Source organism: Halopseudomonas sp. MFKK-1, assembly GCF_027474385.1.
GTDB classification, from domain to species: domain Bacteria; phylum Pseudomonadota; class Gammaproteobacteria; order Pseudomonadales; family Pseudomonadaceae; genus Halopseudomonas; species Halopseudomonas aestusnigri.
In genome coordinates this window covers 1,289,437-1,315,734 of sequence record NZ_CP114836.1, presented here as the reverse complement: position 1 = coordinate 1,315,734, position 26,298 = coordinate 1,289,437, and the positions used below count along the sequence as shown (strand labels likewise).

General features: G+C 61.9%; 23 protein-coding genes. 14 read left to right on the top strand and 9 right to left on the bottom strand.

Features of this window, described 5'->3' with window-relative positions; genetic code table 11:
* Positions 1-241: 241 nt before the first annotated feature.
* The 6 genes from O5O48_RS06000 (at position 242) to O5O48_RS05975 (ending at position 7,796) form a co-directional block, all read left to right on the top strand.
* Positions 242-1,036 carry an IclR family transcriptional regulator gene (locus O5O48_RS06000; protein WP_228247142.1) on the top strand — a complete coding sequence of 265 codons (795 nt, stop codon included), beginning with the start codon at positions 242-244 and terminating at the stop codon, positions 1,034-1,036.
* A gap of 411 nt (positions 1,037-1,447) precedes the next feature.
* A complete protein-coding gene (locus tag O5O48_RS05995; RefSeq protein WP_269688434.1) occupies positions 1,448-3,541 on the top strand; it encodes a 3-hydroxyacyl-CoA dehydrogenase NAD-binding domain-containing protein in 2,094 nt (697 codons plus the stop codon).
* A gap of 63 nt (positions 3,542-3,604) precedes the next feature.
* A complete protein-coding gene (locus O5O48_RS05990) occupies positions 3,605-4,801 on the top strand; it encodes an acyl-CoA dehydrogenase family protein (protein ID WP_088275962.1) in 1,197 nt (398 codons plus the stop codon).
* An 11-nt stretch (positions 4,802-4,812) separates the two neighbouring features.
* A complete protein-coding gene (locus O5O48_RS05985; RefSeq protein ID WP_269688433.1) occupies positions 4,813-5,946 on the top strand; it encodes an acyl-CoA dehydrogenase family protein in 1,134 nt (377 codons plus the stop codon).
* 168 nt (positions 5,947-6,114) lie between these two features.
* On the top strand, positions 6,115-6,864 hold the full coding sequence (locus O5O48_RS05980; protein WP_269688432.1) for an electron transfer flavoprotein subunit beta/FixA family protein: 750 nt from the start codon (positions 6,115-6,117) through the stop codon (positions 6,862-6,864).
* A 2-nt stretch (positions 6,865-6,866) separates the two neighbouring features.
* A complete protein-coding gene (locus O5O48_RS05975; RefSeq protein WP_228245008.1) occupies positions 6,867-7,796 on the top strand; it encodes an electron transfer flavoprotein subunit alpha/FixB family protein in 930 nt (309 codons plus the stop codon).
* A gap of 258 nt (positions 7,797-8,054) precedes the next feature.
* Here O5O48_RS05975 and O5O48_RS05970 read toward each other — a convergent pair whose 3' ends face one another.
* Together O5O48_RS05970 and O5O48_RS05965 are read right to left on the bottom strand one after the other, a co-directional pair.
* Positions 8,055-10,199, bottom strand: coding sequence for a methyl-accepting chemotaxis protein (locus tag O5O48_RS05970; protein ID WP_269688431.1), 2,145 nt, complete (start codon positions 10,197-10,199; stop codon positions 8,055-8,057).
* 238 nt (positions 10,200-10,437) lie between these two features.
* Complete coding sequence (locus O5O48_RS05965; protein ID WP_269688430.1) at positions 10,438-11,457, bottom strand: cyclase family protein; 1,020 nt, start codon at positions 11,455-11,457, stop codon at positions 10,438-10,440.
* 178 nt (positions 11,458-11,635) lie between these two features.
* Here O5O48_RS05965 and O5O48_RS05960 point away from each other — a divergent pair, with 178 nt between their 5' ends.
* A complete protein-coding gene (locus O5O48_RS05960) occupies positions 11,636-12,433 on the top strand; it encodes an undecaprenyl-diphosphate phosphatase (RefSeq protein WP_088275746.1) in 798 nt (265 codons plus the stop codon).
* Here O5O48_RS05960 and O5O48_RS05955 read toward each other — a convergent pair.
* Entirely contained in the window at positions 12,410-13,093 is a 684-nt protein-coding gene (locus tag O5O48_RS05955; RefSeq protein ID WP_228245927.1) for a cupin domain-containing protein, read from the bottom strand. The two genes, O5O48_RS05960 and O5O48_RS05955, sit on opposite strands and share 24 nt — an antisense overlap.
* The gene (locus O5O48_RS05950) at positions 13,086-15,350 is read right to left on the bottom strand and encodes a putative bifunctional diguanylate cyclase/phosphodiesterase (protein WP_269688429.1); all 2,265 of its coding nucleotides are present in this window, start codon (positions 15,348-15,350) and stop codon (positions 13,086-13,088) included. Before O5O48_RS05950 ends, O5O48_RS05955 begins: the two co-directional genes overlap by 8 nt.
* Positions 15,351-15,499: 149 nt before the next feature.
* Between O5O48_RS05950 and desA the strand changes: the two genes are divergently transcribed.
* Complete coding sequence (gene desA / locus O5O48_RS05945) at positions 15,500-16,684, top strand: delta-9 fatty acid desaturase DesA (protein WP_088275748.1); 1,185 nt, start codon at positions 15,500-15,502, stop codon at positions 16,682-16,684.
* An 87-nt stretch (positions 16,685-16,771) separates the two neighbouring features.
* The gene (locus tag O5O48_RS05940) at positions 16,772-17,662 is read left to right on the top strand and encodes a peptidoglycan DD-metalloendopeptidase family protein (RefSeq protein WP_269688428.1); all 891 of its coding nucleotides are present in this window, start codon (positions 16,772-16,774) and stop codon (positions 17,660-17,662) included.
* Between the two features lie 94 nt (positions 17,663-17,756).
* Here the strand turns inward: O5O48_RS05940 and rpmG are convergent, their stop codons facing one another.
* The 3 genes from rpmG to radC form a co-directional block, all read right to left on the bottom strand.
* Positions 17,757-17,912: a 50S ribosomal protein L33 gene (gene rpmG, locus O5O48_RS05935; RefSeq protein ID WP_088275751.1), complete on the bottom strand. Its 156-nt coding sequence runs from the start codon at positions 17,910-17,912 to the stop codon at positions 17,757-17,759.
* Between the two features lie 11 nt (positions 17,913-17,923).
* Positions 17,924-18,160, bottom strand: coding sequence for a 50S ribosomal protein L28 (gene rpmB / locus O5O48_RS05930; RefSeq protein WP_088275752.1), 237 nt, complete (start codon positions 18,158-18,160; stop codon positions 17,924-17,926).
* Positions 18,161-18,357: 197 nt separating this feature from the next.
* On the bottom strand, positions 18,358-19,032 hold the full coding sequence (gene radC / locus O5O48_RS05925; protein WP_269688427.1) for a RadC family protein: 675 nt from the start codon (positions 19,030-19,032) through the stop codon (positions 18,358-18,360).
* Between the two features lie 143 nt (positions 19,033-19,175).
* Here radC and coaBC point away from each other — a divergent pair, with 143 nt between their 5' ends.
* From coaBC to O5O48_RS05900, 5 genes are read left to right on the top strand one after another with little or no spacing between them, the layout of a single operon-like run.
* Positions 19,176-20,396 carry a bifunctional phosphopantothenoylcysteine decarboxylase/phosphopantothenate--cysteine ligase CoaBC gene (gene coaBC / locus O5O48_RS05920; RefSeq protein WP_269688426.1) on the top strand — a complete coding sequence of 407 codons (1,221 nt, stop codon included), beginning with the start codon at positions 19,176-19,178 and terminating at the stop codon, positions 20,394-20,396.
* Between the two features lie 9 nt (positions 20,397-20,405).
* On the top strand, positions 20,406-20,861 hold the full coding sequence (gene dut / locus O5O48_RS05915; RefSeq protein WP_269688425.1) for a dUTP diphosphatase: 456 nt from the start codon (positions 20,406-20,408) through the stop codon (positions 20,859-20,861).
* 43 nt (positions 20,862-20,904) lie between these two features.
* Positions 20,905-23,376 carry a phosphomannomutase/phosphoglucomutase gene (locus O5O48_RS05910; protein WP_269688424.1) on the top strand — a complete coding sequence of 824 codons (2,472 nt, stop codon included), beginning with the start codon at positions 20,905-20,907 and terminating at the stop codon, positions 23,374-23,376.
* A 26-nt stretch (positions 23,377-23,402) separates the two neighbouring features.
* On the top strand, positions 23,403-24,308 hold the full coding sequence (gene argB, locus O5O48_RS05905; protein ID WP_269688423.1) for an acetylglutamate kinase: 906 nt from the start codon (positions 23,403-23,405) through the stop codon (positions 24,306-24,308).
* On the top strand, positions 24,308-24,769 hold the full coding sequence (locus tag O5O48_RS05900; RefSeq protein WP_269688422.1) for an acyl-CoA thioesterase: 462 nt from the start codon (positions 24,308-24,310) through the stop codon (positions 24,767-24,769). Before argB ends, O5O48_RS05900 begins: the two co-directional genes overlap by 1 nt.
* A gap of 21 nt (positions 24,770-24,790) precedes the next feature.
* Here O5O48_RS05900 and O5O48_RS05895 read toward each other — a convergent pair whose 3' ends face one another.
* On the bottom strand, positions 24,791-25,396 hold the full coding sequence (locus O5O48_RS05895; RefSeq protein WP_228245935.1) for a DUF4124 domain-containing protein: 606 nt from the start codon (positions 25,394-25,396) through the stop codon (positions 24,791-24,793).
* Between the two features lie 129 nt (positions 25,397-25,525).
* Positions 25,526-26,170 carry an orotate phosphoribosyltransferase gene (gene pyrE, locus O5O48_RS05890; RefSeq protein ID WP_228245936.1) on the bottom strand — a complete coding sequence of 215 codons (645 nt, stop codon included), beginning with the start codon at positions 26,168-26,170 and terminating at the stop codon, positions 25,526-25,528.
* Positions 26,171-26,298: the final 128 nt, after the last annotated feature.

Below are 26,298 nucleotides of genomic sequence, written 5' to 3'. Positions count from 1 at the left end.
AACTATTGTTTTGCACTGCGAAATGAAATACCAAAAAGATGCTATTCTATTCGAGGCAGGCTGTGCAATGATCGAGACAGTCGGCATTGCCCCCGGTAACAAAACAGCAACAGAGTGTCAGTGTGTCACTGTGCAGAACCATTGATCGTGATATCGTTCCGCGCTCTGACCATAACAATAAAAGAAAGCATCAAATCACATTCGGCCGCACCCTCCGATGGGCCACAAGGTATACAACCCAATGAAAGATGAGTTGGAAGCAACAGTAAAGGAATCCCCTGCCAAGGACCGCAAGTTCGTCGAAGCACTCTCTCGTGGGTTGGACGTGTTACGCGCCTTCAGTCAGGGCTCGGTGGTCATGGGCAATCAGGACATCGCCCGCATCACCGGGCTGCCCAAGCCGACCGTGTCGCGCATGACCTATACCCTGACCAAGCTCGGCTATTTGAGCTACTCAACCCAGCTGGAAAAATACCAGCTCGACTCCGGGGTGCTGGCACTGGGATATGCCTATGTGTCCAACCTGCGGGTACGCCAGCTCGCCAAGCCCTATCTCGACGAATTCGCCCGCAACACCAATACCTCGGTCGGCCTGACCTGCCGAGATCGTCTGTCGATGATCTACGTCGAAAACTGCCGCCCGTCGGAATCCACCTCGCTGCGCATGGATGTGGGTGAACGCCTGCCGCTGGCCACCACCGCCGCCGGCCGGGCCTACCTTGCAGCCATGAAGGAAGACGAGCGCAGCCACCTGCTCGATGCCATCCAGGCGCGCAACCCGGATACCTGGCCCGAACTGCAGGCCTCCCTGCAACGCAGCTTTGACGAGTATAAGCAGCACGGCTTTTGTCTGTCGCTCGGCGACTGGGACCGCAACGTCAACGCCGCCGGCGTCCCCCTGCACCTGCAGGACGGCAGCCTGATGGTCCTGACCTGCGGCGCACCCTCCTACCTGGTGTCCGAAGAGCGGGTCAAAAACCAGCTCGCCCACCAACTCGCCATGCTGGCGCGGGATATCGAGCGGCTTGGGGTTTGACCCCTGCTTCAAGCTTCAAGCTTCAAGCGGCAAGAAAAACCCGGACCTGTGTGAGCCGGGTTTTTTGTGCCCACCTGAAACAACGTCTTCCCCGGTTCGGGGTTCGAGGTTCGGGGTTCGGGGTTCGGGGTTCGGGGTTCGGGGTTCGGGGTTCGGGGTTCGGGGTTCGGGGTTCGGGGTTCGCTTGAAGCTTGAAGCTTGAAGCTTCTCGCTTGCAGCTTGCAGCTTGCAGCTGTGATGAATCCAGCGGTCGCTAGCGACCGCTGGATTCATCACCTTAACTAATAAACCGCCATTTCCCCCACCGGGGGCATCGACAAGCGGTTTTATTTTTTGTATTTTGCCTAGCGAAACGCGGTTTCACTATTTCGCATAGTGAAACGCCATCCCCAATCCTGACGGAGGTCAAGCATGTCGGACGTGGTCACTCTGGAGCGCAAAGGCGCCATCGCGGTTATCACCGTGAACAACCCACCGGTCAATGCGCTGGGTATTGCCGTGCGTGAAGGTCTGCAGCAAAGCTTCAACGCTGCCGAAGCCGATCCGGACGTAAAGGCAATCGTACTGGTCTGTGAAGGCATGACCTTCATGGCCGGCGCGGACATCAAGGAATTCGGCAAGCCGCCGAAGGAGCCGAGCCTGCCTGAAGTCGTCAACGGTATCGAAGCGGGCAGCAAGCCGAGCGTTGCGGTCATCCACGGCACCGCGCTGGGTGGCGGTCTGGAAGTCGCCGTCAGCTGCCATTACCGCATCGCCGTCAAGAGCGCCAAGGTCGGTCTGCCGGAAGTCAAACTCGGCCTGCTGCCGGGTGCCGGCGGCACCCAGCGTCTGCCGCGCCTGGTTGGCGTAGCCAAGGCACTGGACATGATCGTCAGCGGCAACCCGATCGGTGCCGCGGAAGCGCACGACCTGGGCGTGATCGACGAACTGGTTGAAGGCGATCTTACCGCTGCAGGTATCGCTTTCGCCGAGAAGCTGCTGGCCGAAGGCAAGGGCCCGCGCCGCACCGGCGAGCGTACCGACAAACTGGAAGGCGTCGACAACGCCGCAGCCGTCGCTGCCAAGCGCGCCGAGATCGAGAAGAAGATGCCCGGCCTGTTCTCGCCCCAGCGCTGCGTCTCTGCCGTTGAAGCCGCCTTCGCTCTGCCGCTGGCCGAGGGCCTGAAGCGCGAGCGTGAGCTGTTCGCCGAGTGTCTGGTGTCGCCGCAGCGCGCCGCCCTGGTTCACGCCTTCTTCTCCGAGCGTCAGGCCTCCAAGATCAACGACCTGCCGAAGGATACCCCGGTGCGCGACATCAAGTCCGCCGCGGTCATCGGCGGCGGCACCATGGGTGTTGGCATCGCCATCTGCTTTGCCAACGCCGGCATCCCGGTCAAGATCCTGGAAATCAGCTCAGAGGCCCGCGACAAGGCACTGGAGCGCGCCCGCGACACCTACGGCATGAGCGTCAAGCGCGGCAGCCTGACCCAGGACGCGCTGGAAAAGCGCATGAGCCTTATCAGCGGTGTAACCGATTACGCTGACCTGTCCGACGTAGACGTGGTTGTCGAAGCCGTCTTTGAAGACATGGGCGTCAAGCAGAAAGTCTTCGAAGCACTGGACGCCAACTGCAAGCCGGGCGCCATTCTGGCTTCCAATACCAGCTCGCTGGATCTGAACCAGATCGCCCAGTTCACCAAGCGCCCGGAAGACGTGGTTGGCCTGCACTTCTTCAGCCCGGCCAACGTCATGCGTCTGCTGGAAGTCGTGCGCGGCGAGAAAACCAGCTTCGAAGTACTAGCTACGGCCATGGCAATCGGCAAGAAACTGAAGAAAGTCTCTGTCCCGGTTGGGGTTTGCGACGGCTTCGTCGGTAACCGCATGGTGTTCCAGTACGGTCGCGAGTCCGAGTTCCTGCTGGAGGAAGGCGGCACGCCGGAGCAGATCGACGGCGCCCTGCGCAAGTTCGGTCTGGCCATGGGCCCGTTCGCCATGCGCGACCTGTCCGGTCTGGACATCGGTCTGGCCATTCGCAACCGTCAGCGTCAAACCCTGCCGGCCGAATTCAAGCTGCCGACGGTACTCGACAAGATGGCCGAAGCCGGCCTGCTGGGTCAGAAAACCGGCAAGGGCTTCTATGTCTACGAGAAGGGCTCGCGTACTCCGCTGCCGAACCCCGAGCTGCCGGCCATCATGGAAGCCGCCTCGAAGGAACAGGGCATTGAGCGCCGCGAGCTGAGCGATGAGTACATCATCGAGCGCACCATCTATGCGCTGATCAACGAAGGTGCCAAGATCCTGGAAGAAGGCATTGCCCAGCGCGCCAGCGACATCGACGTCATCTACCTGAACGGCTACGGCTTCCCGGCCCACCAGGGTGGCCCGATGTTCTATGCTGACGCGATCGGCCTGGATCGCGTGTACGCCCGCATCTGCGAGTTTCACGAGCAACACGGCGCCTGGTGGAAACCGGCCGCCCTGCTGGAAAAACTGGCCAAGGAAGGGCGCAAGTTCGCCGATCTGTGATGAATCAGCGCGACCGGTGACGATACCGGTCGCCAGATACCCGTATTACAACGAGGACACAAAATGGAAATCCATTACTCCCCCGAACAGCTCGCCTTCCGCGACGAAGTGCGTGAATTCCTCAAGCAGGAACTGCCTGCCGACATCGCTGCCAAGGTCAAACTGGGCAAGCACCTGCACAAGGCCGACCACGAGCGCTGGCAGAAAATTCTGTCCAAGCGTGGCTGGTACGCGCCGGGCTGGCCGGTCGAGCACGGCGGCACCACCTGGGGCCCGATCGAGAAGCACATCTTTGACGAAGAGTCCGCCGCCTTCGGCGCACCGCGTCTGGTGCCGTTCGGCGTCAACATGGTTGCCCCGGTAATCATCAAGTTCGGCACCGAAGAGCAGAAAGCCAAGTACCTGCCACGTATCCTCGACGGCACCGACTGGTGGTGTCAGGGTTACTCCGAGCCGGGCGCCGGTTCCGACCTGGCCTCGCTGAAGACCCGCGCCGTGCGCGATGGCGACTACTACATCGTCAACGGTCAGAAGACCTGGACCACTCTGGGCCAGCACGCCAACTGGATCTTCTGCCTGGTGCGTACCGATCCGGAAGCCCAGCAGCAGCGCGGTATCTCCTTCCTGCTGATCGACATGGCCACCCCGGGTATCACCGTGCGTCCGATCATCACCCTGGACGGCGATCACGAAGTCAACGAAGTCTTCTTTGACGACGTCAAGGTTCCGGTTGAGAACCTGGTCGGCGAAGAGAACAAGGGCTGGACCTGCGCCAAGTACCTGCTGACCCACGAGCGTACCGGCCTGGCAGGTATCGGCGCATCCAAGGCCGCGCTGACCAACCTCAAGCGCATCGCCTCCAAGCAGCAGAAGAACGGCAAGCCGCTGATCGAAGACGCCCTGTTCCGCAGCCAGATCGCGGAAGTGGAAATGTCGCTGATGGCCGCCGAAATGAGCACCCTGCGCATCGTCGCAGCCGCCTCCGAAGGTGGCGTACCGGGCTCGGAAAGCTCCATCCTGAAAGTACAGGGCACCGAAATCCGCCAGGCCATCACGCACCTGATGCGCAAGGCACTGGGCCCGTACGCGCTGCCCTTCCTGCCGGAAGAGCTGGACCTGGACTTCGATGGCGAAATGCTGGTCGACGACTACGCTGCCTCCCCGGCTTCGCAGTACTTCAACATGCGCAAACTGTCGATCTTCGGCGGATCCAACGAGATCCAGAAGAACATCGTCTCGAAAATGATTCTTGAGCTCTGAGGAGGCTGACCGTGGATTTCAAACTGACTGAAGAGCAGCAGATGCTGCAGGAAACCGCAGAACGCCTGGTTCGCGACGTTTACGACTTTGAAAGCCGCAAGGCATTCAGCGAGAGCGAAGCCGGCTTCAGCACTGCATTCTGGCAACAGCTGGGTGAGCTGGGCCTGACCGCCATTCCCTTCTCCGAGGAGCTGGGCGGTTTCGGCGGCACCGGCGTTGAGACCATGCTGATCATGGAACAGCTGGGCAAGGGCATCTGCCTGGAACCCTACATGGAATCGGTCATTCTGGCCGGTGGCCTGATCGGCCAGCTGGGCAGCGACGCCCAGAAAGAAGAGCTGCTGGGCGGCATCGCCACCGGCGAACTGCAGGCTGCGGTTGCGCTGGACGAGCTGAACAGTCACTACGATCTGGCCAACGTCACCACCACGGCTTCCGAGCAGGGCGGCGAGTGGGTCCTGAACGGCCGCAAGGGCGTGGTGATCGGCGGTCAGACTGCCGGCAAGATCCTGGTTTCTGCCCGTACCGCAGGTAACAACCGCGACGAACAGGGCATCAGCCTGTTCGTGATCGACCCGAGTGCAGCCGGCGTTAGCCGCCGTGTCTACGCGACCGTTGACGGCCGCAAGGCATGCGAGCTGTTCCTCGATAACGTCAAGGGCGAGCTGCTGGGCGAAGCCGGCAATGCCTATGACGCCATTCGCTACCAGAGCGGCCGCGCCATCGCCGCCCTGTGTGCCGAAGCGGTCGGCGCCATGCGCACCGCCTGCGACCTGACCCTGGACTACCTGAAGACCCGCAAGCAGTTCGGCGTGCCGATCGGCAAGTTCCAGGTTCTGCAGCACCGCATGGTCGACATGATCAGCGAACTGGAACGCGCCACCTCCATGGCAATCCTGGCAGCCTGTCTGGCTGACGACGAAGACAGCGCCGAGCGCAGTGCCAAGCTGGCCGCCGCCAAGTTCGTCATCAACCGCGCTGGCCGTTATGTCGCCGAACAGTGCATCCAGCTGCATGGCGGTATCGCCATGACCTGGGAATACAACGGTGCTCACTACGCCAAGCGTCTGGTCATGATCAGCCACCAGTTCGGTGATGACGACCACCACCTGGAAGCCTATGCTGCGCAACTGAGCGTCGCGTAAGTTCCTTCCGGACAGCCGGGCTGGCGTCAATCGGTCGCCAGCCCGGCATTTTTGTCCAGCAAAGCGACAATTTGTACTTTCGGGCGCTCACTCTGCCCGGTATCCTATGCAGCCCTTTTAATGTCATGCGCCCGCGGGCGTCTCAAGACTTGTGGAGGACTAACGTCCATGAAAATCCTCGTTGCCGTTAAGCGCGTGGTCGATTACAACGTCAAGGTTCGCGTCAAGGCCGATAACTCCGGTGTTGACCTGGCCAACGTCAAGATGTCGATGAACCCCTTCTGCGAAATCGCCGTAGAAGAAGCAGTACGTCTGAAAGAAAAAGGCGTTGCTACCGAGATCGTCGCTGTCACTGTCGGCCCGACCGCCGCCCAGGAACAACTGCGTACCGCGCTGGCACTGGGTGCTGACCGCGCCGTTCTGGTCGAGTCCGCCGACGAGCTGAGCTCGCTGGCCATCGCCAAGGCGCTGAAAGCCGTTGTCGACAAGGAGCAGCCGCAGCTGGTCATCCTCGGCAAGCAGGCCATCGACTCCGACAACAACCAGACCGGCCAGATGCTGGCTGCGCTGTCCGGCTACGCTCAGGGCACCTTCGCCTCTGAAGTGGCTGTTGAAGGCGACAGCGTCAAGGTCACCCGCGAAATCGACGGCGGTCTGCAGACCGTTGCACTGAAGCTGCCGGCCATCGTTACCACTGACCTGCGTCTGAACGAGCCGCGCTACGCGTCGCTGCCGAACATCATGAAGGCCAAGAAGAAGCCGCTGGAAGTCGTCAAGCCGGAAGATCTGGGCGTGAGCACCGCATCGACCGTGACCACCCTGAAGGTTGAAGCCCCGGCTGCCCGCAGCGCTGGCATCAAGGTCAAGAGCGTTGACGAACTGGTCGACAAACTCAAGAACGAAGCCAAGGTGATCTGAACATGAGCATTCTGGTTATTGCTGAACACAACAACGCCGAGCTGAACGCAGCTACCCTGAACACCGTTGCAGCCGCCAAGGCCATCGGTGGCGACATCGACGTGCTGGTTGCCGGTGCAGGCTGTGCCGCTGTTGCCGACGCTGCTGCCAAGGTCGCTGGCGTCAACAAGGTCCTGCTGGCTGACAACGCTGCCTACGCGAATCTGCTGCCGGAGAACGTTTCCCTGCTGATCGCTGAACTGGGCAAGGGTTACAGCCACATCCTGGCTCCGGCCAGCACCAACGGCAAAAACTACCTGCCGCGCGTTGCAGCACTGCTGGACGTTGATCAGATCTCCGAGATCATCGGCGTTGAAAGCGCTGACACCTTCAAGCGTCCGATCTACGCCGGCAACGCGATTGCCACCGTGCAATCCAGTGCTGCGATTAAGGTCATCACCGTTCGCTCCACCGGTTTCGACGCCGTTGCTGCCGAAGGCGGCAGCGCTGCGGTTGAAGCGGTTGCCTCTGCCCACGACGCTGGCGTTTCCAGCTTCGTTGGTGAAGAGCTGGCCAAGTCCGACCGTCCGGAACTGGCGGGTGCCAAGATCGTCATCTCCGGTGGTCGCGGCATGCAGAACGGCGACAACTTCGAGATGCTGTACAAGGTCGCCGACAAGCTGGGCGCTGCTGTGGGTGCATCGCGCGCCGCGGTTGACGCAGGCTTCGTACCGAACGACATGCAGGTCGGTCAGACCGGCAAGATCGTTGCACCGCAGCTGTACGTTGCGGTCGGTATCTCCGGTGCGATCCAGCACCTGGCCGGCATGAAAGACTCCAAGGTGATCGTTGCGATCAACAAGGACGAAGAAGCGCCGATCTTCCAGGTGGCCGACTACGGCCTGGTTGCCGACCTGTTCGAGGCGGTGCCGGAGCTGGAAGGTAAGCTGTAACCGGCGCGAAGCGCGGTTACAGCAGCCGCAAGCTTTAAGCGGCAAGCTGCAAGAAAAACCCCGGTCTCGTGAGAGCCGGGGTTTTTCTTTGCTCAGCTTCAAGCCACAAGCCACAAGCGGCAAGAGAACCCCAGTCTCGCGCAGGCTAGGGGGTTTGCCTTTGCCTTTGCTTGTAGCTTGTAGCTTGTAGCTTGTAGCTTGTAGCTTGTAGCTTGAAGCTTGCAGCTTGCAGCTGACCGCCAGGCCAGCATCGCTGGCCTACCGGTCGGCGCTGACCTGAAAGGTATCCGACAGCTGATGCAAACGTGACGCTGTTTCCTTCACCTGCCCCGAGCTGGCGCGCAGTGCGGTAATGACCTGACTCATTGAGCGCGTCGCCTCAGCCACGTGGCCGGCCTGACGACCGTGTTCCTTGCTGTTGGTGTCCATCACCGAGATCACCTCGAACAGCTCCTCGACGGTCTGGTACAGCAAGTCGTTGTCATCCGACGCGCTGGCCGCCTGTTGCAGCTGCAGGTCTACATCAGCAACACCGCGCTCCATCACCACCACGGTTTCCCGGGTTGCATCGCGGATGCTGGTAATCCCCTGGCTGATCTCGTCGGCGGCCTTGGCGGTTCGAGCTGCCAGCGCCCTGACCTCGTCCGCCACCACCGCAAAACCACGCCCATGCTCGCCCGCACGGGCGGCCTCAATAGCGGCGTTGAGCGCCAGCAGATTGGTCTGGCTGGTAATGTCGGTAATCAGCGAGACCATGCCGACGATATCGCCGGTGCGATTGTCCAGCACCTGCACACTGGCCGCCGAGCTCTCGACGATATCGCGAATCTTGCGGGTGCCGCTGGTCACCGTATCCAGCCGGGCGCGCGCAGCCTCGACCACGGAGGCCATATTGACCTTCATCTGCGCGGCGGTTTCCGAGGCCGCATTGACTGTCTGCAGCTGTGCTTCAATCATGCCCAGCATCTGCTGGATATTGCTGGTCACTTCCTCTGCGGTATCGCTGGCCTGCTGATTGCGACCCAGCATCTGCTCACTGTTCTGCAGAGCGTGACGACTGGCCTGCTTGACCCGACCAACGATGGTGTCGAGGTTGTCGATAAAGCTGTTGATCCAGCGCCCCAGCTCGCCGGTCTCATCCGGCACCAGGCGGCTGGTGTCCATGCGCTGACTGAGATTGCCTTCGCCTTCGGCAATATTGCGGATGATTTCAGTCATGCGGCCCAGCCGACGCGCCAGCTTGTTCGTGGCACTGTGCCAAAACCACAGGCCCGCCAGGCCCAGCACGCCAACGTGAGCGGCCAGCGCTGGCCAGCCATCCAGACCGATCAGATCGAAACCCAGCTGGGCAACAAAGACCAGTGCGGCAAGAACCCAGAAGTCCTTCATCAGGTTGTAGCTGAGCGAGCGGTAACGATAGACCTCCTCGAGGTCTGCTTCACACATCATGCCCCAGCGGTCCGGCGAGCCGGGCAGACTGAAGGTCACGCCCTTGCCGATCACCGGTATATGGCGGTAGTCGGAATAGCCGGGGTATTTGACGTAGGTGTTCTCACCCTTGCGAATAGTCTCGCGCACCCCCGGGTGCAGCTCGCCGGTGGCCGGATCGGTAAAGCGCACCTCGAACTCGGTATGCTCGCGCACACTGACCGTGCCCCACGCCGTCCGGATACCATTTTTGAGGTTGTCGCCGTGGCTGAAGGTGTTGTCTTCAAAGCGCGAGCGAGACAACGCACGGCCCGGCTCAATCGAGGGACTGAAGCGTGACTCGACCATGAAGATGTAGTTGTCACCCGACTCCTGATAGATATGTCCGGCCTCACGCTGGATCAGATCACCCAGCACATCGTTGGGTACCCGTGCACAGAGGCAACCAAGCGCCTCGCCGTTCGGACCGTGCAATGGCAAATAGAACATCAGGGTGACGGCATCGTGGAAGCTGGAAGTGGAGGGCCCCAACTTGAGGGTTCGCTGATCGACATACGGCCCGTGCAAAAAACGATGCTGCAGCCCCGCCCGCACCGCCTGGGCATCAAGCTGCAAGTCGCTGAGCTGACCGGCGCTGCTGGCCAACACGGTACCGTCGGCGCCGAGCAGCAGCAGCTCTGAGGCATCCGGCAGCTTGCTGCGCAGTTTACGCAACTGTGCCTCGCTCGCCTCGGCACCGCCGTCGCTCAGCTGCTGACCAATGCCCTGCAGCCCGGCCCACTGGTTCTCGCACCATTGCTGCAACAACCGCACCCTTGTTGCGGCAAGACTGTCGAAAATGGACTCAAGCTGGCCGTAACGGTTGCGGTTGACCCGGCAGGCCCAGCCCATGGCGAGTTTACCGGCTGGCCCGAACCACGGGAGCCACCGCCGCTCCGACACTGACAGGTTCATTTGGTCGCTTTTCAGGCTCATGGTGGCAATCTCCAGCTTCAGTCGAACCAGGCCCGAAGCAATATTCACACCATAAAGCATGGCACCGCGTCATCATGCAGCTCGCGTATGAGCACGATGACTGCACCGCCATCAGATGCGCACCACGATAAAGCAGCATTCGCCCCTTAATTGCGCGCGCGCACCAATATCGAGCACTACCTGTCCGAATGGTCGGGTTTTCGCGAGATTGTCCGGCCGGCTCCGCGTGTTACGAGCACTAGACCAGTGCAACCGGCGAAACCGGCGATCCCACCGCGCCCGGCAAGCGCAACGGCGGCGCCGTCAACATGAACCGGTTGCGGCCACCGGTTCGCAGATGTTGCGCCAGCTCGGTCAGGTACCAGAGTTCGCCCAAATGCACCCCCAGCTTGAACAGGCAATGCTCATGCAGCGGCAAGGCAGCACAACATCCCTGCCCCTCTCTCGCCGGATAGGCCTCAACCGCGTAGTTGTCGGCAATCAACACGCTCAGGCCGCTATCGGTAATCCACTGCAGCAGCGCCGGATCGCGGCCATCCAGCACCGCGCAGCTGGATGCCAGCCGCGCCGCCTCGGGCTGACGGTCCATCTCCAGAATCACGTCGGCGAACCCGGTATACAGACAAACCATGTCCCCCGGCTCCACCACCACGCCGTCTGCCTGCATGATTTGCTGAAGCCGCGCATAGTCGACCAGCACCCGCTCCCGACCGCAGTGCCGCTCCAGGTCAATCAGCACAGCGCGACCACTCACCGCTGTCTCGGCCATCTTCTCGATGCCCAGCCGGGTGGCGTTTACGCCCTCCAGCCCGTCCTCGTGACCGGAAGGCCCGCAAATATGCTCGCCCGCCTTCCAGCCGTTGTAATACAGCGGTTCGGCCACCCCGTCACCGTCGGCGTCGAACAACCCGCCCACGTGCGAGAGCGCATCCCACTGGGTTGAATACTGAGTAAACAGCAATACCGCATCGTCACTGACCACGTCGGTAAAACTCGGATTCAGGCGCTGCAGCTCGAAGTTGTAGTTGAGCTTGTCGGCACGCCCGGCGGTAAAGCGTCTGGGCGGGTGCCGCAGGCGGTTGAGGGCATTACCGCCGGGATAGTCCAGCGGCAGGCTGAGGCAGAAGCTGCGCCCCTCGCGCACTTCTGCAACGCCCTGCAGCACCTTCTCGGGGGTCAGCAGATTGAGACGGCCAAGCTCGTCGTCCGGACCAAAATCGCCCCAGTTGGAGCCCTCGGGTCGATGTTGCCAACGCATGTGATTCTCCTTGTTGTAGTGCGTCATCCGACAATGACATGACAACCGCGCGGTGAACCATTGTCTGCCACACGAATCAGTACCGGTGTTGGCAGCGCATAATCGCAACGAGGGTCGCGCCAGCACCGTCCGGCGTGCTTTACTTGCGCCTTTTCAACTAGCGGAGCACAGGCTGACGATGGAGTGGCTGCAGGTTTTCATTCTGGCAATAGTTCAGGGCATCACCGAATTTCTGCCGGTATCAAGCTCGGCCCACCTGATTCTGGTGCCGGTGCTGACCGACTGGCCCGATCAGGGGCTGGCCTTTGACGTTGCCCTGCATCTGGGCAGCCTGTCCGCCGTGCTGATCTACTTCCGCCGCGACATCCTCGGCATGACTGTCAGCTGGGGCCGCTCACTGACCACCCGCCAGCTGGATGACGACGCAAGACTGGCCTGGGCGGTGATCCTCGGTACCATTCCCGTAGGGCTGGCCGGGCTGCTGCTCAAAGACACGATCGAGACCGTGCTGCGCTCGCCCATCTATCTGTCGATCGGCCTGATTGCCTTCGGCCTGCTGCTGGGCTGGGCCGACTGGCGCCACCGCGGCAGCCGCAGCGAGCACCAGATGACCTGGAAGGATGTGCTGTTCATCGGCTGCGCGCAGGCGCTGGCGCTGTTTCCCGGCACCTCGCGCTCCGGCATCACCATGACCGCCGCGCTGATGCTGGGCCTGAGCCGCGAAGCCTCGGCGCGCTTCTCGTTCCTGCTGTCGATTCCGGTGATCGTACTGGCCTGCGGGCTGGAAACCATCGAGCTGATCGAAAGCAAGGTGGCCGTCGACTGGCTGCACATGGCGGCCGGTGTGCTGCTGTCCGGTATCAGCGCCTACCTGTGCATCCACTACTTCCTGGCGTTCATCAAGCGGATCGGCATGCAGCCCTTTGTGATCTACCGCATTGTGCTGGGCGTGCTACTGCTCTGGGTCTTCCTGTAACCCGCGCAACGCGCCGAACTTGAGCAACAGCCGGCTCGGTTCGGCGGCGCGCAGCCCCAGCTCGCCCAGGCGGGTATCTCGCAACCAGCTGAACGCGCGGTGAGTCTGCCCCGCCTCGGCGAGACCGCCGCTGACCACCAGCAGCTCACCCGCCGGGTCACCCTGCCAGCGCAGCTCCGCCCCGGCCCGGCAATCCAGCAGCCAGGTACGCTCGCAGCCGTGCTGGTGCAGCAAGCTGCCGCTGACACCAGCACAAAAGGTCACCGAGTTCGCGCTGTCAGCGGTCAGACGCACGGTTGCCTGATCGTCCTCGGCGAACTGATTGAGCTTGACGAAAATCAGGCAGCCCGGCTGCGAAAACGGCGCATGCTCTGACCCCGCCGGGCTACGCAGATAGCTGCCGGCAGGATAATCACCCGACTGATCGCTGAACACGCCCTCCAGCACCAGAATCTCTTCTCCGGCCGGATGCCGATGAACCGGGAAACGTGCACCCGGCAGATATTCCACCAGACTGGTTACCTGTCCGCTCTCCGGCGCCTCACGCTCCAGCTGCCAGCGCCTGATCGGCGCTTGCGGCGCCGCCTGCCAGTGCTGATCCTGCGGGCCGACCCGACAGGGCAGTCGACGGTCCATGCGCAGCGGCTGAAATTCAGTCATGGCCAGGCTCTCCCAACAGCTTCTCGATTTCGTCGGCCGGTAACGGACGGTTGAACAGGTAACCCTGCCCCATATCGCAGCCGAGACCGCTCAACAGGGCCTCCTGCTCCTCGGTTTCCACACCCTCGGCAATCACTTTCAGCTGCAGGCTCTTGCCGAGCGCGATGATGGCACGCGCCATCGCGCTGTCACTGTCACTGCCCGGCAGATCGGAGACAAAGCCGCGGTCAATTTTCAACTTGTTGACCGGCATGCGCTTGAGCCGCAGCAACGACGAGTAGCCGGTGCCAAAATCATCGATTGCCAGGCCGACACCCAACTCCGACAGCCGATCCAGCAGCTGAACGCCCGCTGCGTTAAAGTGCATGACCTCGTCTTCGGTTACCTCCAGCTCAAGACACTCGGCAGGCAGTCCATAGCGTCTGAGCACCGTCGACACACTACCAAACACATCACCGCGCTCCATCCAGTAGCCGGACATGTTGACCGCAACGGCCTTCAGCGGATAGCCCGCATCAATCCAGCACCGCAACTGTCGGCAGGCCTCATTGAGCACGTACTCATCAATATCGCTCATCAGACCGGCGTTGCGCGCGACCGGCAGAAACTCGTTGGGAGCTACCAGCCCCTGGGTTGGATGTTGCCAGCGTACCAGCGCTTCGAGGCTGACAAAGCAGTCACTGCGCAGGTCCTTCTGCAGCTGGTAATACACACGCAGTTGGTTGTATCTGATCGCTTCGTGCAGGTCGGTTTCCAGACTCAGGCGGCGACGCGCCAATTCGGTCAGCTCCTGGGTGTAGAAGGCATAACCGTTGCGCCCCCGCTGCTTGGCCAGCGACATGGCAGAGTCGGCATTTTTCAGCAGCTCTGCTCCATCCCGACCATCCTGCGGAAACAGCGCCAGACCGATACTGGCGCTCATGTGTAGCAGTTGGCCCGACAACTCGAACGGCTTCTGCAGCAGGCGCAGGATGCGCTCGGCCAGCTTGCCCATCTGGCTTGCCGAGACATCGCGCTCAAGCAGCAGGGCAAACTCGTCGCTGCTGAGCCGGGCCAGCGTGTCGCTCTCCTCGCAGACCTGCAGCACCCGCTGGGCGACCAGTTGCAACAGTTGGTCACCAGCGCTGTGGCCAAGGCTATCGTTGACGCCCTTGAAGCGGTCAAGGTCAATAAACAGCAGACCCAGCTCTCCTTTCGTTCGCCTCGAGCGGGCAATGGCGGTGCTCAGACGTTCGTTCAGCAGCAGCCGGTTGGGCAGCTTGGTCAGCGGATCGTGGTGCGCCAAATAATCGATTTCCTGCTGATTGCGCTTGATCACGCTCATGTCCGCGAACACCGCCACATAATGACTCAGCTCGCCACGATGGTCCTTAACGCTGATGATGTTCTGCCATTGCGGATAGATTTCGCCGTTCTTGCGCCGATTCCAGACTTCCCCGGACCAGCGCCCGGTGGCATGCAATTGCTGCCAGAGCTGACGATAAAAGGTGCGATCATGCCGGCCGGAGGCAAGCATGCGCGGCTGCCGACCAATCACCTCGGAGGGTTCGTAGCCGGTGATCTTGCAGAAAGCATTGTTGACATCCAGGATGGTCTGGTCGACGTCACAGATCAGCATCCCCTCACTGGTGCAGTCGAACATCACACCGGCCTGGCGCAGGCGCTGCTCACGGTCAACCTGCTCGGTAACATCACGCAGCATGCCCACCAGCCGCACGGCGCGACCGCTTTCGTCGCGCACTGCCTTGCCGCCGACCTGAATCCAGCGGTTACCATTCTGCCGGCTAATCCGATAGCTGACATCCAGGCGCTCGGAGTCCCCTCGCAGATGACGCACCAGCTCCCGGCGGGCCAGCTCGCGGTCCTCGGGATACAGCAACTCCAGCCAGTCCGGGAGCAAGGCGCCCTGCTGGGCAAGTCCGAGAATTTCCCGACCGCGCAACGAGACATACATTTCGCCACTGGCGATATCCCAGTCCCAGAGACCATCGTTGCCCCCTATCAGGGCAAGATTGAAGCGCTCCTGACTGCGTCTGAGCGCCTCTTCATGCTGGCGCCGACGACGCAGGTGGTAACGCACGAGAAAATACAGCCCAGAACCGGTCACCAGCACAAAGGCCGTACCCTTGATGCTCTGCAACCGCGTCTGCAGCGCGGGATCAACCAACTGAAGAAGGCTGTCGCTGAACAGGATCCAGGCCGTGGCCATGACGACATAGGACAGGGCCACCGTCAGGGCGCCAGCGCTGGATCTCATACCGGTTTTCCGGAGCAGTTCATCAACATTCGGAAACTATAGCAGGTGGTGCGGAGCGACCCGCGGTCATGTTCATCACACATCGGTTGGTCCATAATCACCGGGAAACGGGCTTTTGCCCGCGTATTCTAACGAGGTAAAGCAGATTTATGTGGTACAACGGCATTCTCAACTGGTCGGCGTGGCAGCTGCTGGCGGCCACTCTGGTCCTGACCCACATCACCATCGTCAGCGTCACCGTCTACCTGCATCGCTATTCCGCGCACCGCTCGCTGGAACTGCACCCGGCGCTCAAGCATTTTTTCCGTTTCTGGTTGTGGCTGACAACCAGCATGAACACCCGCGAATGGACCGCCATTCACCGCAAGCACCACGCCAAGTGCGAAACACCTGACGACCCGCACAGCCCGGTACACAAGGGGCTTTTGACCGTGCTGCGCAAGGGCGCCGAGCTGTACATGGAAGAGGCAAAAAACGAAGAGACCCTGCGCATCTACGGCAAGAACTGCCCGGATGACTGGATCGAACGCAATCTCTACCAGCGCTTCCCGCTGGCCGGCGTCACCCTGATGGCGCTGATCGACATCGCCCTGTTCGGCGTGCTCGGCATTACCGTCTGGGCAGTGCAGATGCTCTGGATTCCGGTGCTGGCCGCGGGCGTGATCAACGGCCTGGGCCATGCCGTCGGCTATCGCAACTTCGAATGCCGCGACGCGGCCACCAATCTGCTGCCGTGGGGCATTCTGATTGGCGGCGAGGAACTGCACAACAACCACCATACCTATCCCAACTCCGCCAAGCTGTCGGTCAAGAAGTGGGAGTTTGACATGGGCTGGATGTGGATTCGCCTGTTCAGCCTGCTGGGTCTGGCCGAGGTGCGTCGTACCGCGCCGATCGCCCACAAGATTCGCGGCAAGCAGACGCTGGATATGGACACCGCCATGGCGATTCTCAACAACCGCTTCCAGATCATGGCGCAGTACCGCAAGCATGTGATCAAGCCGCTGGTGCGCAGCGAGATCGCGCGTCTCGACGCCTCGATGCACCATCTGTTCCGCCGCGCCAAGCGTCTGCTCAGTCGCGAAACCAGCCTGCTGGACGACAGGCATCAGGCCCGCATCCAGGCCATGCTGGATCACAGCCAGGCGCTCAAGGTGATCTACGAGAAGCGCCTTGCACTGCAGCAGATCTGGGGACGTACCAGCGCCAACAGCCACGAAATGCTGCAGGCACTGAAAGACTGGTGTCATCAGGCAGAGGAAAGCGGTATCAAGGCACTGCAGGATTTTGCCTGGCACCTGCGCAGCTACTCGCTGCGACCGAATATGGCCTGAATAGAGCCGTCCTTGTGCGGCTCGCCATGATCCGCACAAGGCGCTAGACTCAGCCTCTGCCAGCACGAACAAGACAGGTAGCAGCGGATGCGAGCCTTACTGCCATTGACCCTGCTGCTGGCCAGCCCTTTGCTGCTGGCCGGCAATATCTACAAATACACCGACGCCAACGGTGTCACGACCTATACCGACCGGAAAGTTGAAGGTGCCGAGGTCATCGTCTTCCGCGACGCCATGGTCGAGAACGTCGATCGAGAGGTCTACGTCACCAAGCAGCGCCACGCCGGCGGTGAAACCCTGATTGTTCACAATGACCTGTTCGCCCCGGTCGAAGTTCGCCTGAGCATCAGCAACGCGCGCAACGTGACTGGCGTGCCCGCCGCCCCGATCAACTGGGTGTTACCACCACGCCAGCAGATCCGCCTCGTGACCCTGCAACCCACCGGCGACGGCGAGCCGCACTACGATTACCGGCTGGAGCACGCGCTTGGCGATCCGCGCGCGCAGCAGACGCTCACGCACTACCCGCTGCCCTGGCGTGGCGGCCCGTTTCGCATGACCCAGGGCCCGGGCGGCCGCTATAGCCATACCGGCCCCAAGGGTCGCTATGCCTTCGACATTGCCATGCCGGTTGGCACCCCCATCGTGGCGGCCCGCGCCGGCCAGGTGGTGAAGATCGAAAACAACCAGACCGGCCGCGGCACCAACCCCTCGGGCAACTTTGTGCGCCTGCTGCACGATGACGGCACCATGGGCGTGTACCTGCACCTCAAGCGCGGCTCAGTTCAGGTCAGCGAGGGACAGCGAGTCCACCCCGGTCAGCTGCTGGCGCTATCGGGCAACACCGGCAACAGCACCGGCCCGCACCTGCACTTTGTCGTGCAGAAGAATGTCGGTCTGCAAACGGTGTCCATCCCCTTCGAGTTTGCCCAGCCGGTCGACAGCCTGCCGAATTTTGCTATCGGCGGCGAACCCTGAGCTTGAGGTCTGTTGACACCTCGCTCGCCGGACCCTGAATCACAGACAACAAAAAACCCGCTCAAGGCGGGTTTTTTGACAGCAAGCGAAGATCTTATTTGATCTTGGCTTCCTTGTAGGTCACGTGCTTACGTGCAACCGGATCGAATTTCTTGATTTCGATCTTGTCGGGAGTGGTGCGCTTGTTCTTGTCGGTAGTGTAGAAGTGACCAGTACCGGCAGAGGACACCAAACGAATCAATTCACGCATGATGATGCTCCTTAGACTTTTTCGCCGCGGGCGCGGATTTCGGCCAGAACCGCGTCAATACCGCGCTTGTCGATGATGCGCATGCCCTTGGCAGTAGTGCGCAGACGGACGAAACGCTTTTCCGACTCAACCCAGAAACGATGGTACTGCAGGTTAGGCAGAAAACGACGCTTGGTTTTGTTGTTAGCGTGGGAAACGTTGTTCCCAGTAACCGGACCCTTACCGGTCACCTGACATACTCGAGACATGGTTAACCCTCTCCAACCACTTGCCCAACCCGAACTGGTTGGAAGCCATAAAAGAATCTGTTGTCCAGCCGGGGCGAGTGGATTTAACCTGCCTGAAACACGCTAAACAGGCGCAGCCCCGAGAAGAGCGGAGCTTTATACCAAAATGCGTGCCTGCAAGCAACGCTTTTTCATTCTGCGCGCAATTATGACCAGCCTTACAACAGCCCCCGCTCGGCCATGGAAACCGGCTCGCCATCACCGATAACCAGATGGTCGAGTACGCGGATATCCAGCAACGCCAGACTGTCGCGCAGGCGCCGGGTCAGCTGCAGGTCCGCCTGACTGGGCTCTGCCACGCCCGACGGATGGTTGTGGGTCAGAATCAGCGCCGCAGCATTGAGTGCCAGCGCCCGCTTGAGCACCTCGCGCGGATAAACACTGGCACTGTCGATAGTGCCGCGAAACAGCTCCTCGAACGCGATCACCCGATGCTGGCTGTCCAGGAACAGACAGGCAAAGACCTCGTGCGGCAACGCTGCCAGACGACTGCGCAAAAACTGTCTTACCGTGCCCGGCGACGTCAGCGCATCGCCCCGTTTCAGATCCTCGAACAGGTGCCGTCGGCCCATTTCCAGTACCGCCTGCAAGTGCGCATACTTGGCCGGCCCGAGCCCGGCGTGGGCCGAGAACGTGGACAGATCCGCCTGCAGCAACGCGCGCAGGCTGCCGAAGCCGGCCAGCAACCGCCGGGCCAGGTCCACAGCGCTGCAGCCGGGCAGACCGGTACGCAGAAAAATCGCCAGCAGCTCGGCGTCCGATAACGCCCCGGCACCCTGCGCCAACAGTTTTTCCCGGGGCCGCTCAGCCACGGGCCAATCGGTTATCGCCATACTCCCTCTCCGCACTCTCGGACCGTCCCTGAACACCTGCGAACCCTTCGCTCACAGGCGCGCGGCATCCACCGCTGTGCTATCGTAGCGGGCATTTCGCAGGGCCCGCACAGCCCCGCCCGCAGCATGAGGGGAAGTTCACAATGCAGTCGCTATTTAACAAGCAGGTGGTGCTTGGTGTCAGTGGTGGCATCGCTGCCTATAAAAGTGCAGAGCTGATCAGACGCCTGCGCGACGCCGGCGCCGAGGTACGTGTTGTCATGACCAACGCGGCCCGCGAGTTCATTACCCCTCTGACCCTGCAGGCGCTGTCCGGGCACCCCGTACACGGCGACCTGCTGGACCCCGCCGCCGAGGCCGCGATGGGCCACATTGAACTGGCGCGCTGGGCCGACCTGGTGCTTATTGCTCCGGCAACCGCCGACATGATGGCCCGCCTGGCCCAGGGCCGTGGTGACGATCTGCTGACCACGCTGGTACTGGCTACCGATGCGCCTGTTGCCATTGCCCCGGCGATGAATCAGGCAATGTGGCGCGACCCGGCAACCCAGCACAACCTGGCGCTGCTGCTGGAGCGCGACGTAAAGGTGTTTGGTCCCGGTGACGGTGGTCAGGCCTGCGGCGACGTTGGCCCCGGTCGCATGCTGGAACCGACCGACATCGCGGCGCGGGCCGCCGAATGTTTCGAGCGCGGCCTGCTTGCCGGCCGCCACGTCCTGATCAACGCCGGCCCGACCCGGGAAGCGATCGATCCCGTGCGCTATATTTCCAATCACAGCTCCGGCAAGATGGGCTTCGCCCTTGCCGAAGCAGCCGCCGAAGCGGGCGCACGGGTCACCCTGGTGGCTGGCCCGGTCAATCTGCCGACACCGGCACGGGTTCAGCGAGTCGACGTCGTCAGTGCACAACAGATGCTTGATGCGTGCCTGGCCGCCCTGCCGGCGGATCTGTTCATTGCCTCGGCAGCCGTTGCCGACTATCGGCCCGATGCCTGCGCCGACCAGAAACTGAAGAAAACACCGGGCAGCGACGACGGCATGACCCTGACGCTGATCCGCAACCCCGACATTCTGGCGACCCTGGCGACCGGCGTGCAGCGTCCGCGCTGCTGCGTCGGCTTTGCCGCCGAAACCCAGGACGTACTGGGCTACGCCCGCGACAAGCTGCAGCGCAAGAACCTCGACCTGATCATCGCCAATGATGTCAGCCAGAGTGGGATCGGGTTTAATAGTGACGACAACGCGGTCACCCTGATCGATCAACAACTGACCACGACTACCCTGCCGCAGGCCAGCAAGCAGAAGCTGGCCCGCGACATCATCAGCCGTCTGGCCGCCCTGCTGGACCAGCAGGACAGTAACTGAGGAGCCCCGATGCACGCGCTGCAAGCCAAAGTAATGGACCCCCGCCTCGGCACCGAGTGGCCGCTGCCCGCTTACGCCACCGAAGGCTCCGCCGGGCTGGACCTGCGCGCCATGCTGGATGCTCCATTGACCCTTGCGCCGGGCCAGACCGAGCTGCTGCCCACCGGGCTGGCCATTCATATCGCCGACCCGGGGCTGGCGGCAATGATCCTGCCCCGCTCAGGTATGGGCCACAAGCACGGAATAGTGCTGGGCAACCTGGTGGGCCTGATCGACTCCGACTACCAGGGCCAGCTGATGGTGTCCTGCTGGAACCGCAGCAGCAGTGCCTTTACCATCAACCCCGGCGAGCGCATCGCACAGCTGGTGCTGGTCCCAGTATTGCAGGCACAACTGCAGATTGTTGACAGTTTTGATGATAGCCAGCGCGGTGCTGGCGGATTCGGTCACACAGGAAGCCACTGATCGCGCAATCGGCGTGTCGGTGCAGGGAGGCTCAGAAACAACAATGAAACTGACCCGAAAAACCAGCAGCAAACCGGGCTTGCCCAGCATCGGACTGCCGATTGCACTGAGCCTTACCGGAATCGCAGCGGCGGCAGCCGTACTCTGGCTGGTGGTATCCGACTACGCCACGCAGCGTACTGACGAACTGGTATCCGGCTATGCCCAGCAGCAGGTAAGCGCGCTCAACCAGAGCATGGCCCAGCTGGACCGGGACCTCGCCCGCCTGGCCGCCAATCCGCAACTGCAGGTGTCGCTGAGCAGCCCGCTGGAACGCCTGCTGCGCTATCACGGTGCGGACACGCTGGCGATCTACACTAACGCCAACGGCCGTGCAGAACGCATCGAGGACAACGAGGCACCGCTGAGCTTCGCCGCGCTGGACATGATTCGCCGGGCGGAGCGCGGATTAGCCGTGCCGATTGAAGCACATCGGGTCGGTGACCAATGGCTGATCTATGGTGTCAAGCCGTTACGCGCCTCCGACAATGCTCCGATCGGCGGCACCCTGACCACGGTGATGAAGCTGTCCCGAATCACCGCAACCCTGCCGGAGCTGCCTCCTGAAACGGGTCAGGTTCGCCTTGTACAACAGTTCCCCAACGCCCCGGAACAGGTTCTGCTGCAACGCGGCGAGGGTGGCGGCAACGCGCTTACCCTGGAAACCGACAACCCCGCCTGGCGCCTGGAATTCCGCCCGGGACCGGCCGTCTCGGCCAGCACGCCAAATCGGCTGATGCTGACCACAGCCGGTCTGGTTGCGCTGTTAGGCAGCCTGCTGGGGCTGCTGTTGCTGCAACGCAGCTGGAGCAGTGCCCTGCGCGCCGACGCCAGCACCCTGACCCAGCTGACCCTTGGCCACAAGGCACACAGCATTAAGCTCGGCCCGCTGGAGCCACTGCCGAGCAACATTCAGCAGTTGCTCAAGCGCGCGCCCGAAAGCGGCAACAGCACACCCGAAGGCAAACCGGACAGCCCGCCGGCGAAGCCAGCCACGTCGCCACTGCCGGACGGCGACGTGCTTGATATCGACATCCTGGAAGACGACCCCTTCAACATGCAGATACCCGACGCCGATAGCGGCACCCAACACGTCAGCATCCCCGAGCTGCCGGCTGAAATCTTTCGCGCCTACGACATTCGCGGTGTTGTGGGCAAAAGCCTGACCGAAGAAGGTGTCTACTGGCTGGGCCGCGCCATCGGCAGCGCCTCGCTCGACGCCGGCGAGCCGCGGGTTGTGGTTGGCCGCGACGGTCGCCTGTCCGGCCCGGCGCTGAGCGAGCGGCTGATTCAGGGCCTGGTCGACAGCGGCTGTCAGGTCGCCGACCTTGGCATGGTGCCGACGCCGGTTGTCTACTTCGCGACCAACACCACCGACGCCAGCTCCGGCGTGATGATCACCGGCAGCCACAACCCGCCGGCCTACAACGGTCTGAAGATCGTCATCGCCGGGCAGACCCTGTCCGGTGAGCAGATCACCGCGCTGCACCGTCGCCTGCAGCAGAATCAACTGCTGAGCGGCAGCGGCAGCCGCAGCAGCCTCGAGATACTCGATCACTACCTGAACCACATCGTTGAAGACGTCCTGATCGCACGACCGCTCAAGGTGGTGGTCGACTGCGGCAACGGCGTCGGCGGCGTGATTGCCGAGCGCTTGCTCGAAGGGATCGGCTGCGAGGTGATTCCTCTGTACTGCGACGTCGACGGCCTGTTCCCCAACCACCACCCGGATCCGGGCAAGCCGGAGAACCTGACCGCGCTGATCGAGACCGTACAGCGCGAAGGCGCCGATCTCGGCGTTGCCTTTGACGGCGATGCCGACCGCCTCGGCTTTGTCACCAACAGCGGCGAAATGATCTACCCGGATCGACTGATGATGCTGTTTGCCGAGGACATCGTCACCCGCAACCCCGGCGCCGATATCGTCTTTGACGTCAAATGCTCACGCCAGCTGCCGCAGGTCATCAGCCGCGCCGGCGGCCGCCCGATCATGTGGAAATCCGGACACTCACTGGTCAAGGCCAAGATGAAAGAGACCGGCGCCCTGCTCGGCGGCGAGATGAGCGGCCACCTGTTCTTCAAGGAACGCTGGTTCGGCTTTGACGATGGCCTCTACAGCGCCTGCCGCCTGCTGGAGCTGCTGTCGCTGCAGCCCGACAGCGCCGATCAGGTGATGGCCCGCTATCCGGCCAGCATCAGCACCCCGGAAATCAACCTTACGGTCGGCGAGGAACGCAAGTTCCAGATCATCGAGGCGCTGACAGCAAAGGGTGACTGGGGCGACGGCGAGGTCACCAGCATCGACGGCATCCGTGTAGACTTCGCCAACAGCTGGGGCCTGATTCGCGCCTCCAACACCACCCCGGTGCTGGTACTGCGCTTCGAGGCCGACAGCGAAGACGAACTGATCCGCGTGCAGGACCTGTTCCGCTCCCAGCTGTTAAGCATTGCCCCTGACCTGCAACCTACGTTCTGAATTACCACAGGAGACACCAGACCACCATGTTGAGTCGCGACGCCGCCGCCCAGGTTTCACGCGTTCTTACCGAAGCCCTGCCCTATATTCAGCGCTTCACCGGCAAAACCATCGTCATCAAGTACGGCGGAAACGCCATGGAAAACGATGAGCTGAAAAACAGCTTTGCCCGCGACATCGTGTTGATGAAGACGGTCGGCATCAATCCGGTGGTGGTGCATGGTGGCGGCCCGCAGATCGGTGATCTGCTCAAGCGACTGAACATCGAAAGCCAGTTCATCGAAGGCATGCGGGTGACCGACAGCCAGACCATGGATGTGGTCGAGATGGTCCTTGGCGGCCAGGTCAACAAGGACATCGTCAACCTGATCAACCAGCACGGCGGCAGCGCCATCGGCCTGACCGGCAAGGATGCCGGTCTGATCAAGGCCCGCAAGCTGAAAGTCAGCCGTCACACCCCCGGCATGGACAAGCCCGAGATTATCGACATCGGGCATGTGGGCGAGGTCTCCAGCGTCAACGCCAACCTGATCAACCGCCTGGTCTCCGATGACTACATCCCGGTAATCGCGCCGATCGGCGTCGGCACCGATGGCGCCTCCTACAACATCAACGCCGACCTGGTGGCCGGCAAGGTCGCCGAAGCGCTGGGCGCCGAAAAGCTGATGCTGCTGACCAACATCGCCGGACTGATGGACAAGGAAGGCAAGGTACTGACCGGCCTGAGCACCGCCCAGGTTGATGCGCTGATCGCCGATGGCACTATCTATGGCGGGATGCTGCCGAAGATTCGCTGCGCACTGGATGCGGTTCAGGGTGGTGTCGGCAGTGCCATCATCGTCGACGGCCGGGTACCCAACGCAGTGCTGCTGGAACTGTTCACAGACACCGGCGTCGGCACCCTGATCACCAATCAGGCACGGGGCGAGTAATGGACAGGGCCGACTTCCGCTTCAGCACGCCGCTGCGCGTGCGCTGGTCTGAAGCGGACCCTCAGGGCATCGTCTTCAACGGCCACTACCTGAACTTTGCCGACGTTGGCGTGACCGAGTACTACCGGGCATTGCGCGCCGCCGCGGGCGTGAAGCCTGGCGAAGGGCTGGATGGCAGCGAGTTTTTTGCCGCCAGAACGCTACTCGACTACAAGGCACCGGCGCTGTTCGATGATCTGCTGGATATTCATCTGCGGGTCTCGCGCTTCGGCAATTCCAGCATGTCCTTTCTGGTGGGAATCTATCGGGAGGACAGCCTGCTGGTCAGCGGCGAGATTGTCTATGTGCATGCCGATCAGCAGACACGTCGGCCAACGCCCATTCCGGAAGCATTCAAGGCGGCAGTGCGCGGCTTCGAACATTGCCTTCCGGAGGAGTCCGGCGCGGCCATTCAGGGCTGAACCACAACCAGGGGCCAGCTGCTACCGGGCAGCCGGCTCCACACCGAGCAGCACAGCCAGACGTGCTCGCTGACTGGCATAGTCTGCCTTGACCGCCTCGATATCAGCCTGGGTGCGCTCGATTCGCTGCTGCTGGCGACGGGTTTCGGCATCCACTGTCGCCAACTGGTCAATGATCCCCTGCTCCACCTTGCGTCCGGCTCGCTCAAGATCAGCGGCCTGCGAGCGCAATGTTTCGCGCTCCACCTGAAGCTCGGCAATATTGGCCCGGGCGACGGCAATCTGGTTGTCCAGTTGCTGCAACTGGCGCGCCTGAGCCCGATCCAGGTCGGCGACACTGCTGTAAAGCCGCAGCAGGGTAGCGTCTTCGGCATCCTGTTTCCTGCGGGCTTCCTGCTCTCGTCGCTGCGCCTCACGCTCTTCGACGGTCGGCGCCGGCGGAATCACCTGCTTGACTCGGCCATGGCTGTCCAGCACCTCGTATCCGTTGGCAATGAAACGGGGCGGCACCTGACGGTCGAGCACCACCACACCGTTATCATCGGTATAGCGGTACAGCTCTTCGGCAACCCCCGACAACGGGAGTACCGTCAAGGTCAGTGCAACACAGCTCAAGATCCGTTTCATCGCAGGCGGCTCCTCATCCGTTCCAGCGTTCCTTGCGAACATCAATGCCGGCCAGATGGCCAATTGGCAGTATATCGACCGCAGACGCCAAACCGTTAATCCATCCTCCGCGCGCAGGCGAGACTGTGATCAGATTCCGTATTCGGCGCGATAGGCCTGTACGGCCGGCAAATGCTGCTGCAATTCCGGATCATCCTGGATGAAGGCCATCACCTGATTCAGGCTGACAATGCTGATCACCGGAATGCCAAAGTCACGCTCAACCTCCTGAATGGCGGACAGTTCGCCCTGGCCCCGCTCCTGACGATCCAGTGCGATCATGACCGCTGCCGGAGTGGCTCCAGCCTGGCGAATGATCTGCATGACCTCACGTACCGCCGTACCGGCAGTGATCACGTCATCGATAATCAGCACGCGGCCTTCCAGCGGCGCGCCCACCAGCGAGCCGCCCTCGCCGTGATCCTTGGCTTCCTTGCGATTGAAGCAGTAGGGCAGGTTGCGGTCAAAGCTGTCGGCCAGGGCGACAGCGGTCACCGCCGCCAGCGGGATGCCTTTATAGGCGGGCCCGAAAATGACGTCGACATCCGGCAGGCTGCTGTGCACCAGGGCCTGGGCATAGAAGCGGCCCAGTCGACTCAGTGAGGCGCCATCATTGAACAAGCCCGCATTGAAAAAGTACGGACTCTTGCGCCCTGACTTGAGAGTGAACTCGCCAAATCGCAAGACATTGCGATCCAGCGCAAACCGAATGAACTCCCGCTGATATTCGTGCATCTACACCCTCATCATTAACAAAAGGACCGGGGGCTGCTGACGCCGGGGTCATCCGGCGACACTCGTCGCCTGTCCGGAATGACCAAACCAGGCGTCTCGTTTCCTGCCCGGCAGCTTTACCGGCTGCA